The organism is Haemophilus sp. HMSC061E01 (genome assembly GCF_001810345.1).
Lineage (GTDB): Bacteria > Pseudomonadota > Gammaproteobacteria > Enterobacterales > Pasteurellaceae > Haemophilus_D.
On record NZ_KV801005.1, the window covers coordinates 392,921 to 408,032 of the forward strand.

At 38.9% G+C, this 15,112-nt stretch carries 17 protein-coding genes; 9 read left to right on the plus strand and 8 right to left on the minus strand.

Going from position 1 to position 15,112, the window contains the following annotated elements; translation table 11 throughout:
• From HMPREF2732_RS05390 to HMPREF2732_RS05400, 3 genes are all read left to right on the plus strand, one after another.
• On the plus strand, positions 1-272 hold a 272-nt coding region (locus HMPREF2732_RS05390), incomplete at its 5' end, for a DnaJ domain-containing protein (RefSeq protein ID WP_186821530.1).
• Positions 272-1,204, plus strand: coding sequence for a tRNA dihydrouridine(16) synthase DusC (dusC, locus tag HMPREF2732_RS05395; protein WP_070591794.1), 933 nt, complete (start codon positions 272-274; stop codon positions 1,202-1,204). The genes HMPREF2732_RS05390 and dusC, both read left to right, overlap by 1 nt.
• A gap of 154 nt (positions 1,205-1,358) precedes the next feature.
• The gene (locus HMPREF2732_RS05400) at positions 1,359-2,111 is read left to right on the plus strand and encodes a carbonic anhydrase (protein WP_070591797.1); all 753 of its coding nucleotides are present in this window, start codon (positions 1,359-1,361) and stop codon (positions 2,109-2,111) included.
• A 52-nt stretch (positions 2,112-2,163) separates the two neighbouring features.
• Here HMPREF2732_RS05400 and dapF read toward each other — a convergent pair whose 3' ends face one another.
• Positions 2,164-2,988, minus strand: coding sequence for a diaminopimelate epimerase (dapF, locus tag HMPREF2732_RS05405; RefSeq protein WP_049384453.1), 825 nt, complete (start codon positions 2,986-2,988; stop codon positions 2,164-2,166).
• A gap of 121 nt (positions 2,989-3,109) precedes the next feature.
• The gene (gene lexA, locus HMPREF2732_RS05410; RefSeq protein WP_005698192.1) at positions 3,110-3,736 is read right to left on the minus strand and encodes a transcriptional repressor LexA; all 627 of its coding nucleotides are present in this window, start codon (positions 3,734-3,736) and stop codon (positions 3,110-3,112) included.
• 217 nt (positions 3,737-3,953) lie between these two features.
• Between lexA and plsB the strand changes: the two genes are divergently transcribed.
• Positions 3,954-6,410, plus strand: coding sequence for a glycerol-3-phosphate 1-O-acyltransferase PlsB (gene plsB / locus HMPREF2732_RS05415; RefSeq protein WP_070591799.1), 2,457 nt, complete (start codon positions 3,954-3,956; stop codon positions 6,408-6,410).
• 60 nt (positions 6,411-6,470) lie between these two features.
• On the opposite strand, the gene HMPREF2732_RS05420 is transcribed toward plsB, so the two are convergent.
• The 3 genes from HMPREF2732_RS05420 to HMPREF2732_RS05430 all read right to left on the minus strand — a co-directional run bounded on the left by HMPREF2732_RS05420 (position 6,471) and on the right by HMPREF2732_RS05430 (position 9,477).
• Entirely contained in the window at positions 6,471-7,856 is a 1,386-nt protein-coding gene (locus HMPREF2732_RS05420; RefSeq protein WP_070591801.1) for a DASS family sodium-coupled anion symporter, read from the minus strand.
• Positions 7,857-8,019: 163 nt separating this feature from the next.
• On the minus strand, positions 8,020-8,520 hold the full coding sequence (rraA, locus tag HMPREF2732_RS05425; RefSeq protein WP_070591803.1) for a ribonuclease E activity regulator RraA: 501 nt from the start codon (positions 8,518-8,520) through the stop codon (positions 8,020-8,022).
• Between the two features lie 45 nt (positions 8,521-8,565).
• Complete coding sequence (locus tag HMPREF2732_RS05430; RefSeq protein WP_070591806.1) at positions 8,566-9,477, minus strand: 1,4-dihydroxy-2-naphthoate polyprenyltransferase; 912 nt, start codon at positions 9,475-9,477, stop codon at positions 8,566-8,568.
• 61 nt (positions 9,478-9,538) lie between these two features.
• Here HMPREF2732_RS05430 and tsaA point away from each other — a divergent pair, with 61 nt between their 5' ends.
• Positions 9,539-10,276, plus strand: a complete 738-nt coding sequence (tsaA, locus tag HMPREF2732_RS05435) for a tRNA (N6-threonylcarbamoyladenosine(37)-N6)-methyltransferase TrmO (protein WP_049365301.1) — start codon at positions 9,539-9,541, stop codon at positions 10,274-10,276.
• Between the two features lie 36 nt (positions 10,277-10,312).
• Here tsaA and HMPREF2732_RS05440 read toward each other — a convergent pair whose 3' ends face one another.
• Positions 10,313-11,359 carry an AI-2E family transporter gene (locus HMPREF2732_RS05440; RefSeq protein ID WP_070591808.1) on the minus strand — a complete coding sequence of 349 codons (1,047 nt, stop codon included), beginning with the start codon at positions 11,357-11,359 and terminating at the stop codon, positions 10,313-10,315.
• Between the two features lie 94 nt (positions 11,360-11,453).
• Here HMPREF2732_RS05440 and arsC point away from each other — a divergent pair, with 94 nt between their 5' ends.
• The 3 genes from arsC to HMPREF2732_RS05455 all read left to right on the plus strand — a co-directional run bounded on the left by arsC (position 11,454) and on the right by HMPREF2732_RS05455 (position 12,446).
• Positions 11,454-11,804: an arsenate reductase (glutaredoxin) gene (arsC, locus tag HMPREF2732_RS05445; RefSeq protein WP_070591810.1), complete on the plus strand. Its 351-nt coding sequence runs from the start codon at positions 11,454-11,456 to the stop codon at positions 11,802-11,804.
• Positions 11,805-11,869: 65 nt separating this feature from the next.
• Positions 11,870-12,124, plus strand: coding sequence for an alternative ribosome-rescue factor A (locus HMPREF2732_RS05450; RefSeq protein ID WP_070591812.1), 255 nt, complete (start codon positions 11,870-11,872; stop codon positions 12,122-12,124).
• A 25-nt stretch (positions 12,125-12,149) separates the two neighbouring features.
• Positions 12,150-12,446, plus strand: coding sequence for a DUF5377 family protein (locus tag HMPREF2732_RS05455; RefSeq protein ID WP_049365297.1), 297 nt, complete (start codon positions 12,150-12,152; stop codon positions 12,444-12,446).
• Between the two features lie 61 nt (positions 12,447-12,507).
• Here the strand turns inward: HMPREF2732_RS05455 and bamC are convergent, their stop codons facing one another.
• Positions 12,508-13,509, minus strand: coding sequence for an outer membrane protein assembly factor BamC (gene bamC, locus HMPREF2732_RS05460; protein WP_070591814.1), 1,002 nt, complete (start codon positions 13,507-13,509; stop codon positions 12,508-12,510).
• 100 nt (positions 13,510-13,609) lie between these two features.
• Entirely contained in the window at positions 13,610-14,506 is an 897-nt protein-coding gene (gene dapA, locus HMPREF2732_RS05465; RefSeq protein WP_070591818.1) for a 4-hydroxy-tetrahydrodipicolinate synthase, read from the minus strand.
• Between the two features lie 117 nt (positions 14,507-14,623).
• Here dapA and bcp point away from each other — a divergent pair, with 117 nt between their 5' ends.
• A complete protein-coding gene (bcp, locus tag HMPREF2732_RS05470; protein ID WP_070591821.1) occupies positions 14,624-15,091 on the plus strand; it encodes a thioredoxin-dependent thiol peroxidase in 468 nt (155 codons plus the stop codon).
• Positions 15,092-15,112: the final 21 nt, after the last annotated feature.

Consider the following 15,112-nt stretch of genomic DNA (forward strand, 5'->3'; position numbering starts at 1 on the left):
ATCAACAGCAAGGTGGCTACCAATACCAACAAGGTGGTTACCAACAATCTTCAGGCCCTACATTAAGCGATGCCTATAAAGTATTGGGTGTGAGTGAAAACGATGATCGCAATGCCGTAAAACGTGCATATCGTCGTTTAATGAATGAGCATCACCCAGATAAATTAGTCGCGAAAGGCTTACCGCCAGAAATGATGGAAATGGCTAAAGAAAAAGCGCAACAAATCCAAGCCGCTTACGATTTAATTTGTAAAGTGAAAGGCTGGAAATAGTGCGTGTTATTCTCGCCCCCATGCAAGGGGTGCTTGATCCTTTTGTTCGCCAGCTTTTAACCGAAGTGAATGAATACGATCTCTGCATCACCGAATTTGTCCGTGTGGTGGATCAACTATTACCTGAAAAAGTCTTTTATCGTCTTTGCCCTGAACTCAAGAATCAGGGCCTTACACCTTCTAAAACGCCCGTTCGTGTCCAACTTTTAGGTCAACATCCGAACTGTCTTGCTGAAAATGCCCATCGAGCCATTGAGCTTGGCTCACATGGTATTGATTTAAATTGTGGCTGCCCATCCAAAACCGTTAATGGGAGCAACGGAGGCGCAGCTCTACTCAAACAACCTGAATTAATTTATCAAGCGACCCTAGCCTTACGAAAAACCGTACCTAGTCATTTACCTGTCAGTGTGAAAGTGCGATTAGGCTGGGATTGCACTTCACAAGCGTTTGAAATTGCCGACGCGGTACAACAAGGTGGCGCCACTGAAATCACCATTCACGGTAGAACCAAAGCTGATGGCTATTGTGCCGATCGCATCAATTGGGAAAAAATCGGTGAAGTGAGATCTCGCTTAGCGATCCCTGTAATTGCTAATGGTGAAATTTGGCGTTGGGAAGATGGTCAAGCATGTTTGAAAGCAACAGGTTGCGAAGATCTAATGGTCGGGCGTGGGGCATTAAATATCCCAAACTTAAGCCTTGTACTTAAACAAAACTGCGAAAAAATGCCTTGGGAAGATATTCAAAAAATCTTGCAAAAATATGCAGAAATGGAAAATTTCCATGATTCCGGTTTTTATCATGTTGCCCGAATCAAACAATGGCTACGCTATCTCAATAAAGAATATCCTGAAGCAGACATCGTTTTTGAGCGAATTAAAACCAGCAAAACGGCAGAAGATCTGAGAGAGCGACTCTGTCAGAGCTAAAAAAGTGCGGTCAAAATAGACGGCTTTTTTAGCATTACCCCCACTCGTACGATGAGTGCTTACACTCAAACAAAACTTGACCAAAATCAAAAAGCTATCATACAGAATCAGTAGAATCGATGAGGCATATACCACAAAAAAGGAGAGGTGCCTTATGAAGACTCGTCTATTGCTTTCTAGCTTACTTATCGCATTAAGCGCAACATCATTTGCCCAAACGCATAAAGCGCATTGGTCTTATAATGGAAAAGAAAGCCCTGAACATTGGGGTGATTTGCTCACCGAATATCAAACCTGTAAGCTAGGGAAAGTTCAGTCGCCTGTTAATCTGGAAGCAGATAACGGCATGAAAGTGGCAAATAAACCACTTAAGATGAATTACTTCCCTGCGGAGTATCAAGTAGAAAACAATGGACATACCGTGCAAGTTAGCGTTGCACAAGAAAATGCACCATTTATTACGCTCAACAACAAACCATTTTATTTAAAACAATTTCACTTTCACACACCGAGTGAACATACTTTTAAACGCCAACATTATCCTTTAGAAATTCATTTTGTCCATCAAAGTGAAGATAAAGCTTTGGCAGTTGTTGCCGTAATGGTCAATGAAGGCGAAGCGAATCCAGCATTAGCACTGGTAGTTGAGAAAAAACTCACCGTTGGACAAAAAGAAAAATTGGCTCAACAGATTGATATTAAAGCGCTAATACCAAAAGAGATGGCACGCTTCCGCTTAAATGGATCACTCACAACTCCACCTTGTAGTGAAAACGTGGCTTGGACCATTTTTAAATCACCAATTCAAGCAAGCAAAGCACAAATTGCCGCGATAGAAGAAATGGAAGGGAAAAACAACCGTCCAACGCAACCATTAAATCAGCGTGATGTGGAAGTTGAACAATAAATAAAAAATGCGTGGATAATCTCCACGCATTTTTTCTTCAGATTAGAAAAGATTAAAGGTGAATGTTGCCATCATAGATATGAGTCGCATCGCCAGTCATATAAAGCGGTGAGCCTACGCCTTCCCACTCAATAAGCAAGCTACCACCAGGTAAATCAACTTGTACTTTATTATCAAGTAAACCTTGCATCATTCCTACTGCCGCTGCTGCACAAGCCCCACTGCCACAAGCTTGTGTCTCACCTGCACCACGTTCATATACACGCAACTTAATGTGGTTACGATTGACGACTTGCATAAATCCAGCGTTTACCCTTTCAGGAAAACGTTCGTGGCTTTCTAAGAGTGGACCTAACTCTGCTACATTGGCCGTTTCAATATCGTCCACTTGAACAACACAATGTGGATTGCCCATTGATACTGCACCACAAAGCACCGTTTGAACATCGGTACGCAGAATATAGTTTTTTTCAAATTTATTGGCAGTAAAAGGAATTTTATTGGGTTCCCAAATCGGCTCGCCCATATTGACGCGAATTTGCCCATCTTCTTTTACCGTTAAAACCATCTTTCCTTTTTGCGTGCTTACTGCAATATCCTTTTTATTGGTCAACCCTTTTAAGGTGACAAAACGCGCAAAACATCTTGCCCCGTTTCCACATTGCGACACTTCACTGCCATCCGCATTGAAAATACGATAATGGAAATCTAAATCTGGATCATAAGGTGGCTCAACAATTAAAAGCTGATCAAAACCAATACCACGATGACGATCGGCTAAGCGTTTAATGGTTTCAGGAGTAAAATAGGCATTTTGCGTCACAGCATCAACAACGACAAAGTCATTGCCAAGGCCATGCATTTTGGAAAACTGCATGTTTCCTTCCTTGATTTGAAAATTTTTTGGCATTATAGAGAGCAATAAGCCGAATGGCAAATAGCCATAAGAGACAAAGTGCGGTCACAAAACACTTTATTTTCTCACCGCACTTTCATCATTACATCCAGGCGTTATTACGAATGATCCCTACTGCAATCCCTTCAATTTCAAAATGAGGTTGTTCTTCAAGATTAACGACAATCGGCTGAAACTCTTCATTTTCTGCATGCAGATAAATAACTGAACCTTTGCGCTCTAAGCGTTTTACTGTTACTTCATCTTCAATTCGGGCAACAACAATCTGTCCATTTCTCACATCTTTTGTACTATGAACAGCAAGAAGATCACCATCTAAAATACCGATATCTTTCATGGATTGGCCATACACTTTTAATAAAAAGTCAGCTTGTGGTTTAAACATATTGGCATCAACACGATAAGTGCCTTCAATGTGTTGCTCAGCCAAAATTGGCTCCCCAGCGGCCACACGACCAATGAGTGGTAAGCCCTCTTCTTCCTCATCATTTGCACTATCATCAATAATGCGAATACCGCGAGAAGCCCCCGCAACAATTTCAATTGCACCTTTGCGGGCAAGTGCTTTTAAGTGTTCTTCTGCCGCATTAGGGGATTTAAAGCCTAATTCACGAGAAATTTCTGCACGAGTAGGCGGCATACCCGTGGTTTCTAAATGGCGTTTTAAGAGTTCCAGCACTTCTTGTTGTCTGGCAGTTAATGGTCTCATATACACTCCTGTTACTTTATACAGAATAACTGTTAGTATATACAGAAAGATGGCGATTGCAACAACTATTTTCTAGTCATAAAAGTGCGGTCAATTTTTTTCATATTTTTGCGTATTCATCATAAATCTCAATGTAAATTTTTAGAATTTGACTGGTCGAATGTGTTAAAATGCCAGACAATACCTAGAAATGTCTAACAAAAAGAGAATTTTAATTATGTCTGGCATCGTAAGTACTTATCGTAAATTATTAGAATTACCGCTTTCGGTTCTAGTAAAAAATAATCCTATTCCCGCTCAACCCATCGAAGAGCTTCAACTCAATATCAATCAACCCATTCTTTACGTTTTACCTTATACCTCTCAAACTGACTTCGTGATTTTCCGTCGTAACTGTTTGAGTGTAGGTTTGCCTGATCCGGCTGAAAAAAATGTGATTGATGGAATAGCATTACCGCGTTATGTCTATTTAGACGAAGGTCGCCGCTTTTTTAAATCAAAAGGCGCAAAAGATGAAACTGTCAAAGTCTTCAATAAATATTTAGAGTTGCACCGTGATGTTGCTGATTTAGATGTACAACTGATCCCTGTTTCTGTGCTTTGGGGGCGTTCACCAGGTAAAGAAGATAAAGCAAGCTTACCTAATCTTCGCTTATTAAATGGTCTTCAAAAAACCTTTGCGGCAATTTGGTTTGGACGTGATACTTTTGTGCGTTTTTCTCAGGCACTTTCTTTGCGTTACATGGTAAATGAGCACGGTTCAGATGAAAAAATTGCACAAAAACTGGCTCGCGTGGCTAAAATGCACTTTGCTAAACAACGCATTTCCGCGACTGGACCTCGTTTGCCAAACCGCGAAGCGATGTTTAATAAACTCTTAAATTCTCAAGCAATTCAAAATGCGATTGAAGATGAGGCAAAATCAAAAAATATCAGCCGTGAGAAAGCCTATGCTGAAGCCGAAAAAATTCTTCATGAAATTGCAGCGAATGTAAGTCATTCTAGCCTTCGTGCAGCGGATCGTTTCTTACGTTGGTTATGGAACAAACTGTATTCTGGTATTGATGTACAAAATGCAGACCGAGTGCGTAAACTTGCACTAGAAGGTCATGAGATTGTTTATGTGCCTTGTCACCGTAGCCACATTGACTATTTATTGCTTTCTTATGTACTCTATCACCAAGGTCTTGTACCTCCACATATTGCAGCAGGAATCAACTTAAACTTCTGGCCAGCGGGTCCTTTATTCCGTAGCTGGGGGGCATTTTTTATTCGCCGTACCTTTAAAGGTAACCGACTTTACTCTGCGATTTTCCGTGAATATTTAGGGGAATTATTCCACCGCGGTTATTCCGTCGAATACTTCATTGAAGGTGGTCGTTCTCGTACAGGTCGCTTGCTTGCACCGAAAACCGGTATGATGTCAATGACACTACAAGCGCTTCAACATAACCAAACTCGTCCAATTTCTGTGGTGCCAGTATATATCGGTTATGAACACGTATTAGAAGTAGATACTTACGCGAAAGAATTACGTGGTGCCGCAAAAGAAAAAGAAAATGCTGGCTTAGTTTTACGTGTGATTAAAAAATTGCGTAATTTAGGTCAGGGGTTTGTGAATTTCGGTGAACCAATCACGCTTTCCAATTACCTCAATCACCATTATCCAGAATGGAAAGAACAACATCATGAAGATAAGCCACACTGGTTTAACCATGCAGTTGGATCTGTATCTAATCAAGTGATGGTAAATATTAATAAAGCCGCTGCTGTTAATGCGATGAATTTAGTGGGAACTGCCCTCCTCTCTTCTCGTCAGCGTGCACTTTCTCATGAGCAACTATTAGAACAACTCTCTAGTTATCAAGAAATGTTAAAGAATGTACCGTATTCTACTGATGTGGTACTGCCAACTGATACACCAAAAGCGATGCTTGATCATGTATTAAGTTTAGATCGTGTTGGCGTGCTAGTTGAAAAAGATAACTTTGGGGAAATTATTCGTTTAGAACGTAATTCTGCTGTTCTCATGACGTATTACCGCAACAATATTCAACACTTATTTGTGTTGCCTTCACTTGTTGCGAGTATCGTTTTACATTATGAAGCAATCCAAAAAGATTTATTATTGGATGCAGTACGTAAAATTTATCCATTCTTAAAAGGCGAACTCTTCCTTCATTTCACTGAAGAAGAATTAGATACACAAATTAAAGCCATTATTGATGAATTCGCACGTCAAGAAGTTATCCAAGCCAATGATAATTTATTATCTATCCACCGCGCTAAAGTTCGTATTTTACAACTTTGGTCTGCCGGTATGCGTGAAATCTTACAACGTTACTACATCACTGTGAGTATTTTACGTAGAGATCCTGGAATTGCTCGTGGCTTATTAGAAAAAGAAAGCCAATTAGTGGCACAGCGTCTTTCTGTATTACACGGTATTAACGCACCAGAGTTCTTTGATAAAGCGGTATTCTCAGCCTTCATTGCTAACTTAAAAGAAGAAGGTTATTTCGATGATGACAAAGAAAAATTACACGAACTAGCAACAATCTTAGAGCATTTAATTTCTAGCGAGATTTGCTTAACAATCAACGGCGCAGCAGATAAAGCAGATGAAGTTGAGATTGAAGTAGAAGAAGAGGATAAATCAAATAAAGATGAATAATCTTTACTGAAATAATAAAAGGGCGTGTTGAATATCCAACACGCCCTTTTCTTTATATGATTAATTCAACCAGAAATAATATCCTATTGTCGCGATAACGAGTATACACACAATATTTAAGATAAATCCAGCTTTAACCATATCGCTTTGGCGAACCTCACCTGTACCAAATACGATTGCATTTGGCGGTGTCGCCACTGGTAACATGAAGGCACAAGATGCACCTAAACCGATAATTAACGCAAGACCAATTTCCGGCATACCGAGAGATTGTGCGATAGAAATAAAGATTGGTACTAATAACGCCGCACTTGCCGTATTGGAAGTAAATTCAGTTAAGAAAATAATGAAGGTTGCGACCAATAAACCGATGAGGTAGTAATGTTGTCCTTGAACTAAGAATACAATACCGTCAGCTAACACTTTACTTGCGCCCGAATCTTTTAACACCGCACTCAAGGTTAAACCGCCCCCGAAAAGCATCAATACGCCCCAGTCAGTGCTTTCTTGGATTTGTTTCCAATTTGCCACACCGGTTGAACAAATAATGACAGCCGCAAGTAATGCGACGACGCTATCAAAACTACCGATATTTTTAGCAAGACCAAATACACCTGAAATGATTGGATTAATATAACTACTAAATACCCAACAAAGCGCAATAACACCAAAAATGACAAGCGTTAAAACGCGTTGGCCATTCATTTCAATACGTTCAAAGTTTTGTTCAAAATGTAAATTAAGTTTTGGTTTAAAGACAATGAAAAGTGTACCAATCATCAACGGCATCAAAATGAGCATAATTGGTAAGCCATACCATAACCAATCAGAGAAGGTTAAATGTAAGTTACTTGCAACGATAGCATTTGGTGGACTACCTACTAATGTACCCATACCACCAATACTCGCACTATATGCAATCCCTAATAATACGAAGACATAAGTATTATGTTCTTTTTCTTTATCAAGTTTGCTTAAGATCCCCATCGCTAGAGGCAACATCATAGCTGCTGTTGCTGTATTACTCATCCACATAGAAAGGAAAGCGGTAATTGAGAAAAGATACATAATAGCTACAAATAAATTACCACGGGCCATCGCCATGATTTTATTAGCAATCATTTTATCAAGCTTTTGCATATGCAATGCTGTTGCTAAAGCAAATCCACCAAAGAATAAGAAAATAGTTGGATCGGCAAACGCGACTAAAGCTTGCTTAGTTGTCACCAAATCAAGTGCAATCGCAAGTAATGGCACCAACAGAGCGGTTACTGTGACATGCAATGCCTCAGTTAACCAAAGAATCGCCACAAAGGCTAATAATGCTAAACCAGCATTTTCCTTAGGTGCGAAAGGTAAAGATTTTAATAAGATAAAAAAACAGGCTATCGCCAGCAGAAAGATAATCCCACTTTTATAATTTTTAGTTGTGTTTGTTTCGTTCATGAGTCCCTCCAAACTGATTACAAATGAACTATTTTCGATGTTAAATGAATGTTACAAACTTTCAACTAACAAATGTCTAAAATGTGATCTTGTTCAAAAAAATTTTAACAAAAAAAGTGCGGTTATTTCTAACCGCACTTTAAAAAGGTCAATAATTTCAAAATTATTCTTCTTCGACGTCTTCTAAATCTAATGCTTCCTGTGAAAGAATGATACCTGTTAAATCGGCATAAATATAATCTTCAGGGAAGAATGTTACACCACCAAAATTCACAGGAAGATCACTTTCACCATGATTATTTTCATCTGCACCAACTGGAATTGGGGCAAGCGCATGAATACCAATATCAATATTTTCAAGTTGTTGAATTTGACGCACTGCACCATAAACAATGATACCCGCCCAGTCATTATCTGCGGCAAGTTGTGCAAGCTCAGCATCAATTAAAGCACGGCGAACTGCACCACCACCATCTACGACAAGCACTCTGCCTTCTCCATTTTCTTCAAGAATCTTGGCAATTAATCCATTATTTTCAAAACATTTTACTGTCGTCACTTTACCGTAGAAATTGCTGACGCCACCAAAGCTAGAAAAAATTGGCTCAACCACATCTACTTGATCAGCATAAATATCACAAAGTTCTGAAGTATCGATATACATAATATACCCCTTGTCGTTAAAATTTTTTCTCTAGTATAAGCCGATTTAGCCGATAAGCAAGCCTAAACTAAACAAGATATTGATAAATAAAGAAATCATTGACATCTGTGCCAACATCGGACGCAACACTGCGGGCTCTTTGCTGCGATAAACAAATAATGCGTGTTTTAATAACAATGGAAATGCCAATAAAAATAAGAAATGCCAAGGGCTGAATGCTGTTGAGGCCGCAAATAGCACATAACATAAAGCGGCAACGCTTAATAAAATACAATGATAAATACGTCCTTTCTTCGGGCCAATACGCACAACCAGAGTATTTTTCCCTACTTTCGCATCTTGCTCAATATCACGTAAATTATTGATATTTAAAACGGCTGTTGCTAATAAACCTGAGCCTAACGCAGGTAAAATAATTAAGCTATCAATGCTGTGAGTTTGGAGATAATAAGTTCCACCCACACCTAATAGTCCAAAAAAGAGCAAAACAGACAAATCGCCTAAACCTAAATAACCATAAGGTTTCGCGCCTACGGTATAAGTAATGGCAGCAATAATGGCAAGAATACCCAAACCAGCAAAGACCAATAAATCAGTCAGACTTTGATATGCGATACCAATTAAGAATGCGCCGGAGAAAAATGAACCTACCGCCATTAAAATTAAGCCCCATTTAAGCTCATTCGCAGAAATTGCACCTTGCTGAATACCACGTAAAGGTCCAATACGTTCTTCGGTATCTGACCCTTTTTGATGATCGCCGTAATCGTTAGCAAAGTTAGAAAGTACTTGCAATAAAATAGTAGTAAGTAAGCAAAGTAACATTACGGTAAGATTAAAACTCTCTTTATCCGCCCAATATGCCAATGCAGAGCCGGTAAAAATAGAAGCTAATGCCAAAGGCAAGGTTTTTGGGCGAGCGGTTTCCCACCACATTTTCAATTTATGATTTGTCATTTTTTTTGACCGCACTTTTGATTACAATAAAGAGCGTATTTTACACGGAAATTGCCTTTTTATGAATGATTTAACACTGACTCTTCACCCAATTGCGGTGATTCACACCCCTTACAAAGAAAAATTCTCAGTACCACGACAGCCAGATTTAGTACAGGATGGCATTGGTATTGTGGAACTGCTCCCCCCTTATAATTCGCCAGAGGCAGTGAGAGGCTTAGAGCAATTTAGCCATCTTTGGCTTATTTTCCAATTCGACAAAGTGCCACATGGAAAATGGCAATCCACTGTTCGTCCCCCTCGTTTAGGCGGCAATCAACGTGTCGGTGTATTTGCTTCACGCGCTACGCATCGTCCTAATCCGCTAGGCTTATCCAAAGTTGAATTACGCCAAGTGGAATGTATTCATGGACGTGTTTTTCTGCATTTGGGCTCCGTGGATCTTGTCGATGGCACACCTATTTTTGATATTAAACCTTATATTGCCTATGCTGATAGCGAACCTGAGGCAAAATCAAGTTTTGCACAAGAAAAACCACCTGCAAAATTAAACGTAGAATTTACAGAAATCGCCCAAAGCGCAGTTGAAAAATATCACAAAAATCGACCGCACTTAGCTCGTTTTATTACGGAAGTGATCGCACAAGATCCCCGCCCGGCTTATCAACAAGGTAAAGAAACCGATCGTATTTACGGTATTAGTCTGTACGAATTTAATATTAAATGGCGTATTAAAGAGGGGACAACAGACTGTGTCGAAATTCTGGATATCCAGAAATTAAAAGAACAAAAAAGCTGACTTTCGTCAGCTTTCTTTTTATCGTTTTAATCCTGTCTAATCCGGCAATGCATTTATCACAGCTTTGACGAGCGTTGCCAATGGAATCGCGAAGAATACTCCCCAGAATCCCCATAATCCACCAAAAATCAGCACCGAAATAATGATGACTAAAGGGTGTAAATTAACGACTTCAGAGAATAAATACGGTACCAACAAGTTTCCATCTAGAAGTTGACTCACCGCAAAGGCCACAATTAAATACCAAAACGTTGGGGAAATGCCAAACTGGAACATGGCGACTAAAGCAACGGGAATCGTCACCAATACCGCACCAATATAAGGGACTAAGACAGAGAGACCTACGACAACAGAAAGTAACAGCGGATAATTTAAACCAAAGCTTAAAAAGATAATATAAGTCACCACGCCAACAATCAAAATTTCTAACAATTTGCCATGAATATAATTCGCAATTTGTTGCTGCATCTCATTCCATACTTTAGACGCTAAAAGACGGTTTTTAGGCAAAAATCGGCTTACACCAGCAAGAAGTTCTGTTTTATCTTTCAGCATAAAGAACATCATTAATGGCACTAAAAATGCATAGATACCCAGTGATACAAGGTTCATTAATGAAGTAATCGACAATTTCACCGCAGATTCACCAAAGCCCAAAATCTTCGCTCGAGCCGCACTAAAAAAGGTGTCAATCATGGTGTAATCGATGAGTTCAGGATAATGCTCAGGAAGGGCTAATAACCATTCATGTAACTTATTGAACATGGCTGGCAAATCGCTTAATAAGGAAATCGTTTGATTCCATAATGTTGGTACAAGCCCGAAGAAAATTAATAACGCTAAGGTTAGAAAGCCACCAAAAATAATTAACGTGGCAAGCATTCGAGGAAATTTTAATTTTTTCGTTAAAAAATTAATCGGCATTTCCAACAAATATGCTAATACAATGGCAATCAGCAACGGAGCGATTAAATCACTAAAGAAATAAATCGCAATAAAGCCAAATAACAAAATGGCAAGTAGTCCCATCGCATGCGGATCGCTTAAGCGACGGCTATACCAATTTTTTAGCATTTCTAACATAAAGTTTTCCTAAACAAGTATTTTTTGTCATTATAAGTTAAAATTTAAATCAATCCTATATCCACTCATTCAACATAAAATAGAAGGAAACGTTATGTCTGTTAAGATTTACCATAATCCGCGCTGTTCAAAAAGCCGTGAAACCTTAGCTTTATTAGAAGAAAAAGGTATCCAACCAACTATAGAACTTTATTTGCAACAACACTACTCTGTTGAAGCATTACAGCAACTGGCTAATAAATTAGGATTAGATGATGTTAGAAAAATGATGCGTACCAAAGATGAGCTTTATCAATCATTAGGGTTAGATAATCCTGCATTAACTAAGGATGAGTTATTAAAAGCCATCAGTGAAAATTCAGCCTTATTAGAACGCCCGATTGTGGTAAATGGTAAAAAAGCTAAAATTGGACGACCGCCTGAAAGCGTACTCGCCATTTTGTAATTCTATTCATTTTCGCTATAATAACTTGCCGTGAAACACTTCACGGCAATTTTTTAGAGGTAAATATGACAAAAAAAACAAAAAGTGCGGTTGAGAATCAGCCCATTTATCAACACGCCAAAGGAATCGTGAAAGATAATGCTGTGATGGCACTATTACATGACAAATTATTCCGCCAACGCGTTGAGAAAAAACGTAAAGGCAAAGGCAGTTACCAACGAAAAGCAAAATATGCGAGCAATTGGTTTGAAAAGCCCGATGATAAAGTTTTTGATTTCAGAAATTTTATCATCGGGTTTTTCGTTTCAATTTCAGTATAAAAAATAACAAACAGAGGAAGTCTATATGTCAATCAAAACAGAAGTTTTATTTAACAATACTTGGAATGTCCGTATCAGTGATCCGGGTGAAGAAGGGGCTCAAAGCCACTTTTTTGAAACCATTTATCTCACGCTCACGGCTTATTTTGAAGGCGAAAATGTGCGTTATGAATTTGTGCGTAAAGTAGAAGATCAAGTAAAAATCAAACGCTCATTTACAGAATTAAGTGAGTTGTTCAAATTCTTAGGAGATTATCTGGATCCGGTTTCACTCGGTAACCTCGGCGTAAAAATAGGTAACTTAGGCGTGAAAGCCGAATAAATCGGTTTCCAATAAAAAAGTGCGGTCAAATTGAACCGCACTTTTTATTTCTCAACTTCTATTATTGTGCAAGTAATACACTTAATGCAGAATACAAGGATTGAGCCGCTTCATTTGGTAATGCCTTACCATCTTCATCAGTGATCACGACCGCACTTTGTTTACCCACCGCAGAAATTTGCATTTGGTAAACGCCTTTTTCTAGATTAGGCGGATTCACACCTAAACGTAACCACTCTTGTTTATCCAATGGTTTATATTTCAATTCACGATAACCACGGCCTGCAGATTCCGATGTGGTTTTAAAGCCTAATTTCGGTAAGGCTGAACCTAAACGTTGCCATGCTTGACCAAAGCTTGCATCCATACCCAATGCCATTCTGCCATTCGTATCAGTAATTAAACCAGATTGGAAAGGTCCTACAGAAGCACTACTTAAATCTTGTTGTTGCTTGTTATAAGCGCTAGTGAGCGCCGAAACAAAACGATTTAAACGATCAGATGCATAGCGCTGTTTATCTGCTTGATTTGGTGTGTAAATCACACCATCACGACGCATTTGTTCTACAGAAACCGCTAACGCACTTGCATCTTGCGCCGTAACTTGTTCAATTTTATAACGGATCTCTGTATTGGCTTTATCATCTGCACGACCCGTTGGCGCCCAATCACTAATTAATACAGCACCATTTAAAGTCGAATTCGTGCCTTCTTCTTTCAATAAACGCTCAATTTGTTTGAGGTTATAAAGCTCTGCTTGTGCATCCGTATAAACAATCAATGCACGTTCGCCATCAAATTGTGTTAAAGAATTTTTGATAATCGCTAATGGTGTTGAAGGCGGACGAATATCCACGCGTTCTTTTTTCGCATTAAGCTGAGGAAGTTCATAAGTCGGATCCGCTTGCGGCAATGTTACACCACCACTTGCTAAAGGAGAAAAGCTCGGTATTTCACGATCAGAATTTTGATAAGTATCATTAGCCGTCTGCATTTTTTCTACGCTGTTTGAACACGCCGATAATAATGCTGCCGCGACTAAACTCAGTACGATTTTTTTCATTCCTTAAATCCTTCAATAAAAATAATTAAAATAATAACCGCTCTTTGACAAATAAAAAAGCCGAAAGTTTAAAGGGCTGTAAAAACAACCCTTTAATTCATTAAATTAAGCCAGCAATTTTTAATGCTTCTTCTACTTTTACTTGCGCACTTTCGCTTAACACAGTAAGTGGTAAACGTAAATGCGGAGTCTTAATTAAACCTAAACGATATGCAGCCCATTTTACTGGAATTGGGTTTGATTCAATAAATAAATCTTGGTGTAAAGGCATTAAGCGGGCATTAATTTCTTCCGCTTTTGCTAAATCACCTGCTAAAGCATAGCGACACATCGCGGCCATGTCTTTTGCAGCAAGGTTATTTGTCACAGAAATGACACCTTCTGCACCTAATTTCATCGCTTCTAGCCCTGTAGCATCATCCCCACTTAACACAATGAAATCTTTACCGGCTAATTCTTTAATTGTAGTGATACGAGTTAAATCGCCTGTGGCTTCTTTAATCCCCACAATATTCTCAATTTGCGACAAACGTGCTACGGTTTCAGGTTTCATATCACTACCGGTACGACCTGGTACGTTATAAAGAAGTTGTGGTAAATCCGTACATTCTGCAATCGCTTTAAAATGTTGAAACATGCCTTCTTGAGTTGGTTTATTGTAGTAAGGCACAACAGATAAACAACCGGCTACACCGCTATCACGTAATAATTTTGTCATCACAATGGCTTCGCTCGTTGCATTTGCACCGGTGCCAGCAATAATTGGAATACGTCCTTTGGCTAACTCAACCGTCTTTTCAATCACTTTCACATTTTCTTCAATACTTAATGTGGCGGACTCTCCCGTTGTACCCACAGATACAATCGAATCTGTACCCGCATTGATATGAAACTCAATAAGTTTTTCTAATGTTTCAAAATCAATGTTTCCGTGGTTATCCATCGGGGTTACTAAAGCAACAATACTGCCTGAAAATAAGGGGGTTTGCGTAGTCATAAGGTACTCCATTTACATCTATTTTGCGTTTTAACAATAACATTTGAAAATATTTGGTTATAATCGCTAAAATAGCTTGAATTTACAAATCATTTTTTACATTTTTAAGGATTTTTTATGAAAACATTACAAGTGGGTGACTTAGCACCGCAATTCACCCTTTTAAATCAAGACAATCAGCCAATTTCACTTAGCGACTTTAAAGGCAAAAAAGTACTCGTGTATTTTTATCCAAAAGCCTTAACACCAGGCTGTACAACTCAAGCCTGCGGTTTACGTGATGCTAAAAGCGAGTTAGAAAAATTAGGTGTGATTATTTTAGGCATCAGCACAGATGCACCAAAAAAACTGGCTCAATTTGTAGAGAAAAAAGCACTCAATTTCACCTTACTTTCTGATGAAGATCACCAGGTTGCAGAACAATTTGGCGTATGGGGAGAAAAGAAATTCATGGGCCGTGTTTATGATGGTATTCATCGCATTACCTTTCTCATTGATGAACAAGGCAAAATTCAACACGTTTTTGATAAATTCAAAACAGGCGAACATCATCAGGTTGTCTTAGATTACCTGCAATCCCTTTAAATCCCCTCTCAAAACAACCGC

Coding starts and splice junctions, on each gene's coding strand:
- HMPREF2732_RS05440 (WP_070591808.1), bottom strand. CDS start 11,359: ATGTTAGAAATGCTAAAAAATTGGTATAGCCGTCGCTTAAGCGATCCG.
- HMPREF2732_RS05420 (WP_070591801.1), bottom strand. CDS start 7,856: ATGAACGAAACAAACACAACTAAAAATTATAAAAGTGGGATTATCTTT.
- dapF (WP_049384453.1), bottom strand. CDS start 2,988: ATGCAGTTTTCCAAAATGCATGGCCTTGGCAATGACTTTGTCGTTGTT.
- tsaA (WP_049365301.1), top strand. CDS start 9,539: ATGAATGATTTAACACTGACTCTTCACCCAATTGCGGTGATTCACACC.
- HMPREF2732_RS05430 (WP_070591806.1), bottom strand. CDS start 9,477: ATGACAAATCATAAATTGAAAATGTGGTGGGAAACCGCTCGCCCAAAA.
- rraA (WP_070591803.1), bottom strand. CDS start 8,520: ATGTATATCGATACTTCAGAACTTTGTGATATTTATGCTGATCAAGTA.
- arsC (WP_070591810.1), top strand. CDS start 11,454: ATGTCTGTTAAGATTTACCATAATCCGCGCTGTTCAAAAAGCCGTGAA.
- HMPREF2732_RS05450 (WP_070591812.1), top strand. CDS start 11,870: ATGACAAAAAAAACAAAAAGTGCGGTTGAGAATCAGCCCATTTATCAA.
- lexA (WP_005698192.1), bottom strand. CDS start 3,736: ATGAGACCATTAACTGCCAGACAACAAGAAGTGCTGGAACTCTTAAAA.
- HMPREF2732_RS05455 (WP_049365297.1), top strand. CDS start 12,150: ATGTCAATCAAAACAGAAGTTTTATTTAACAATACTTGGAATGTCCGT.
- HMPREF2732_RS05400 (WP_070591797.1), top strand. CDS start 1,359: ATGAAGACTCGTCTATTGCTTTCTAGCTTACTTATCGCATTAAGCGCA.
- bamC (WP_070591814.1), bottom strand. CDS start 13,509: ATGAAAAAAATCGTACTGAGTTTAGTCGCGGCAGCATTATTATCGGCG.
- plsB (WP_070591799.1), top strand. CDS start 3,954: ATGTCTGGCATCGTAAGTACTTATCGTAAATTATTAGAATTACCGCTT.
- dapA (WP_070591818.1), bottom strand. CDS start 14,506: ATGACTACGCAAACCCCCTTATTTTCAGGCAGTATTGTTGCTTTAGTA.
- bcp (WP_070591821.1), top strand. CDS start 14,624: ATGAAAACATTACAAGTGGGTGACTTAGCACCGCAATTCACCCTTTTA.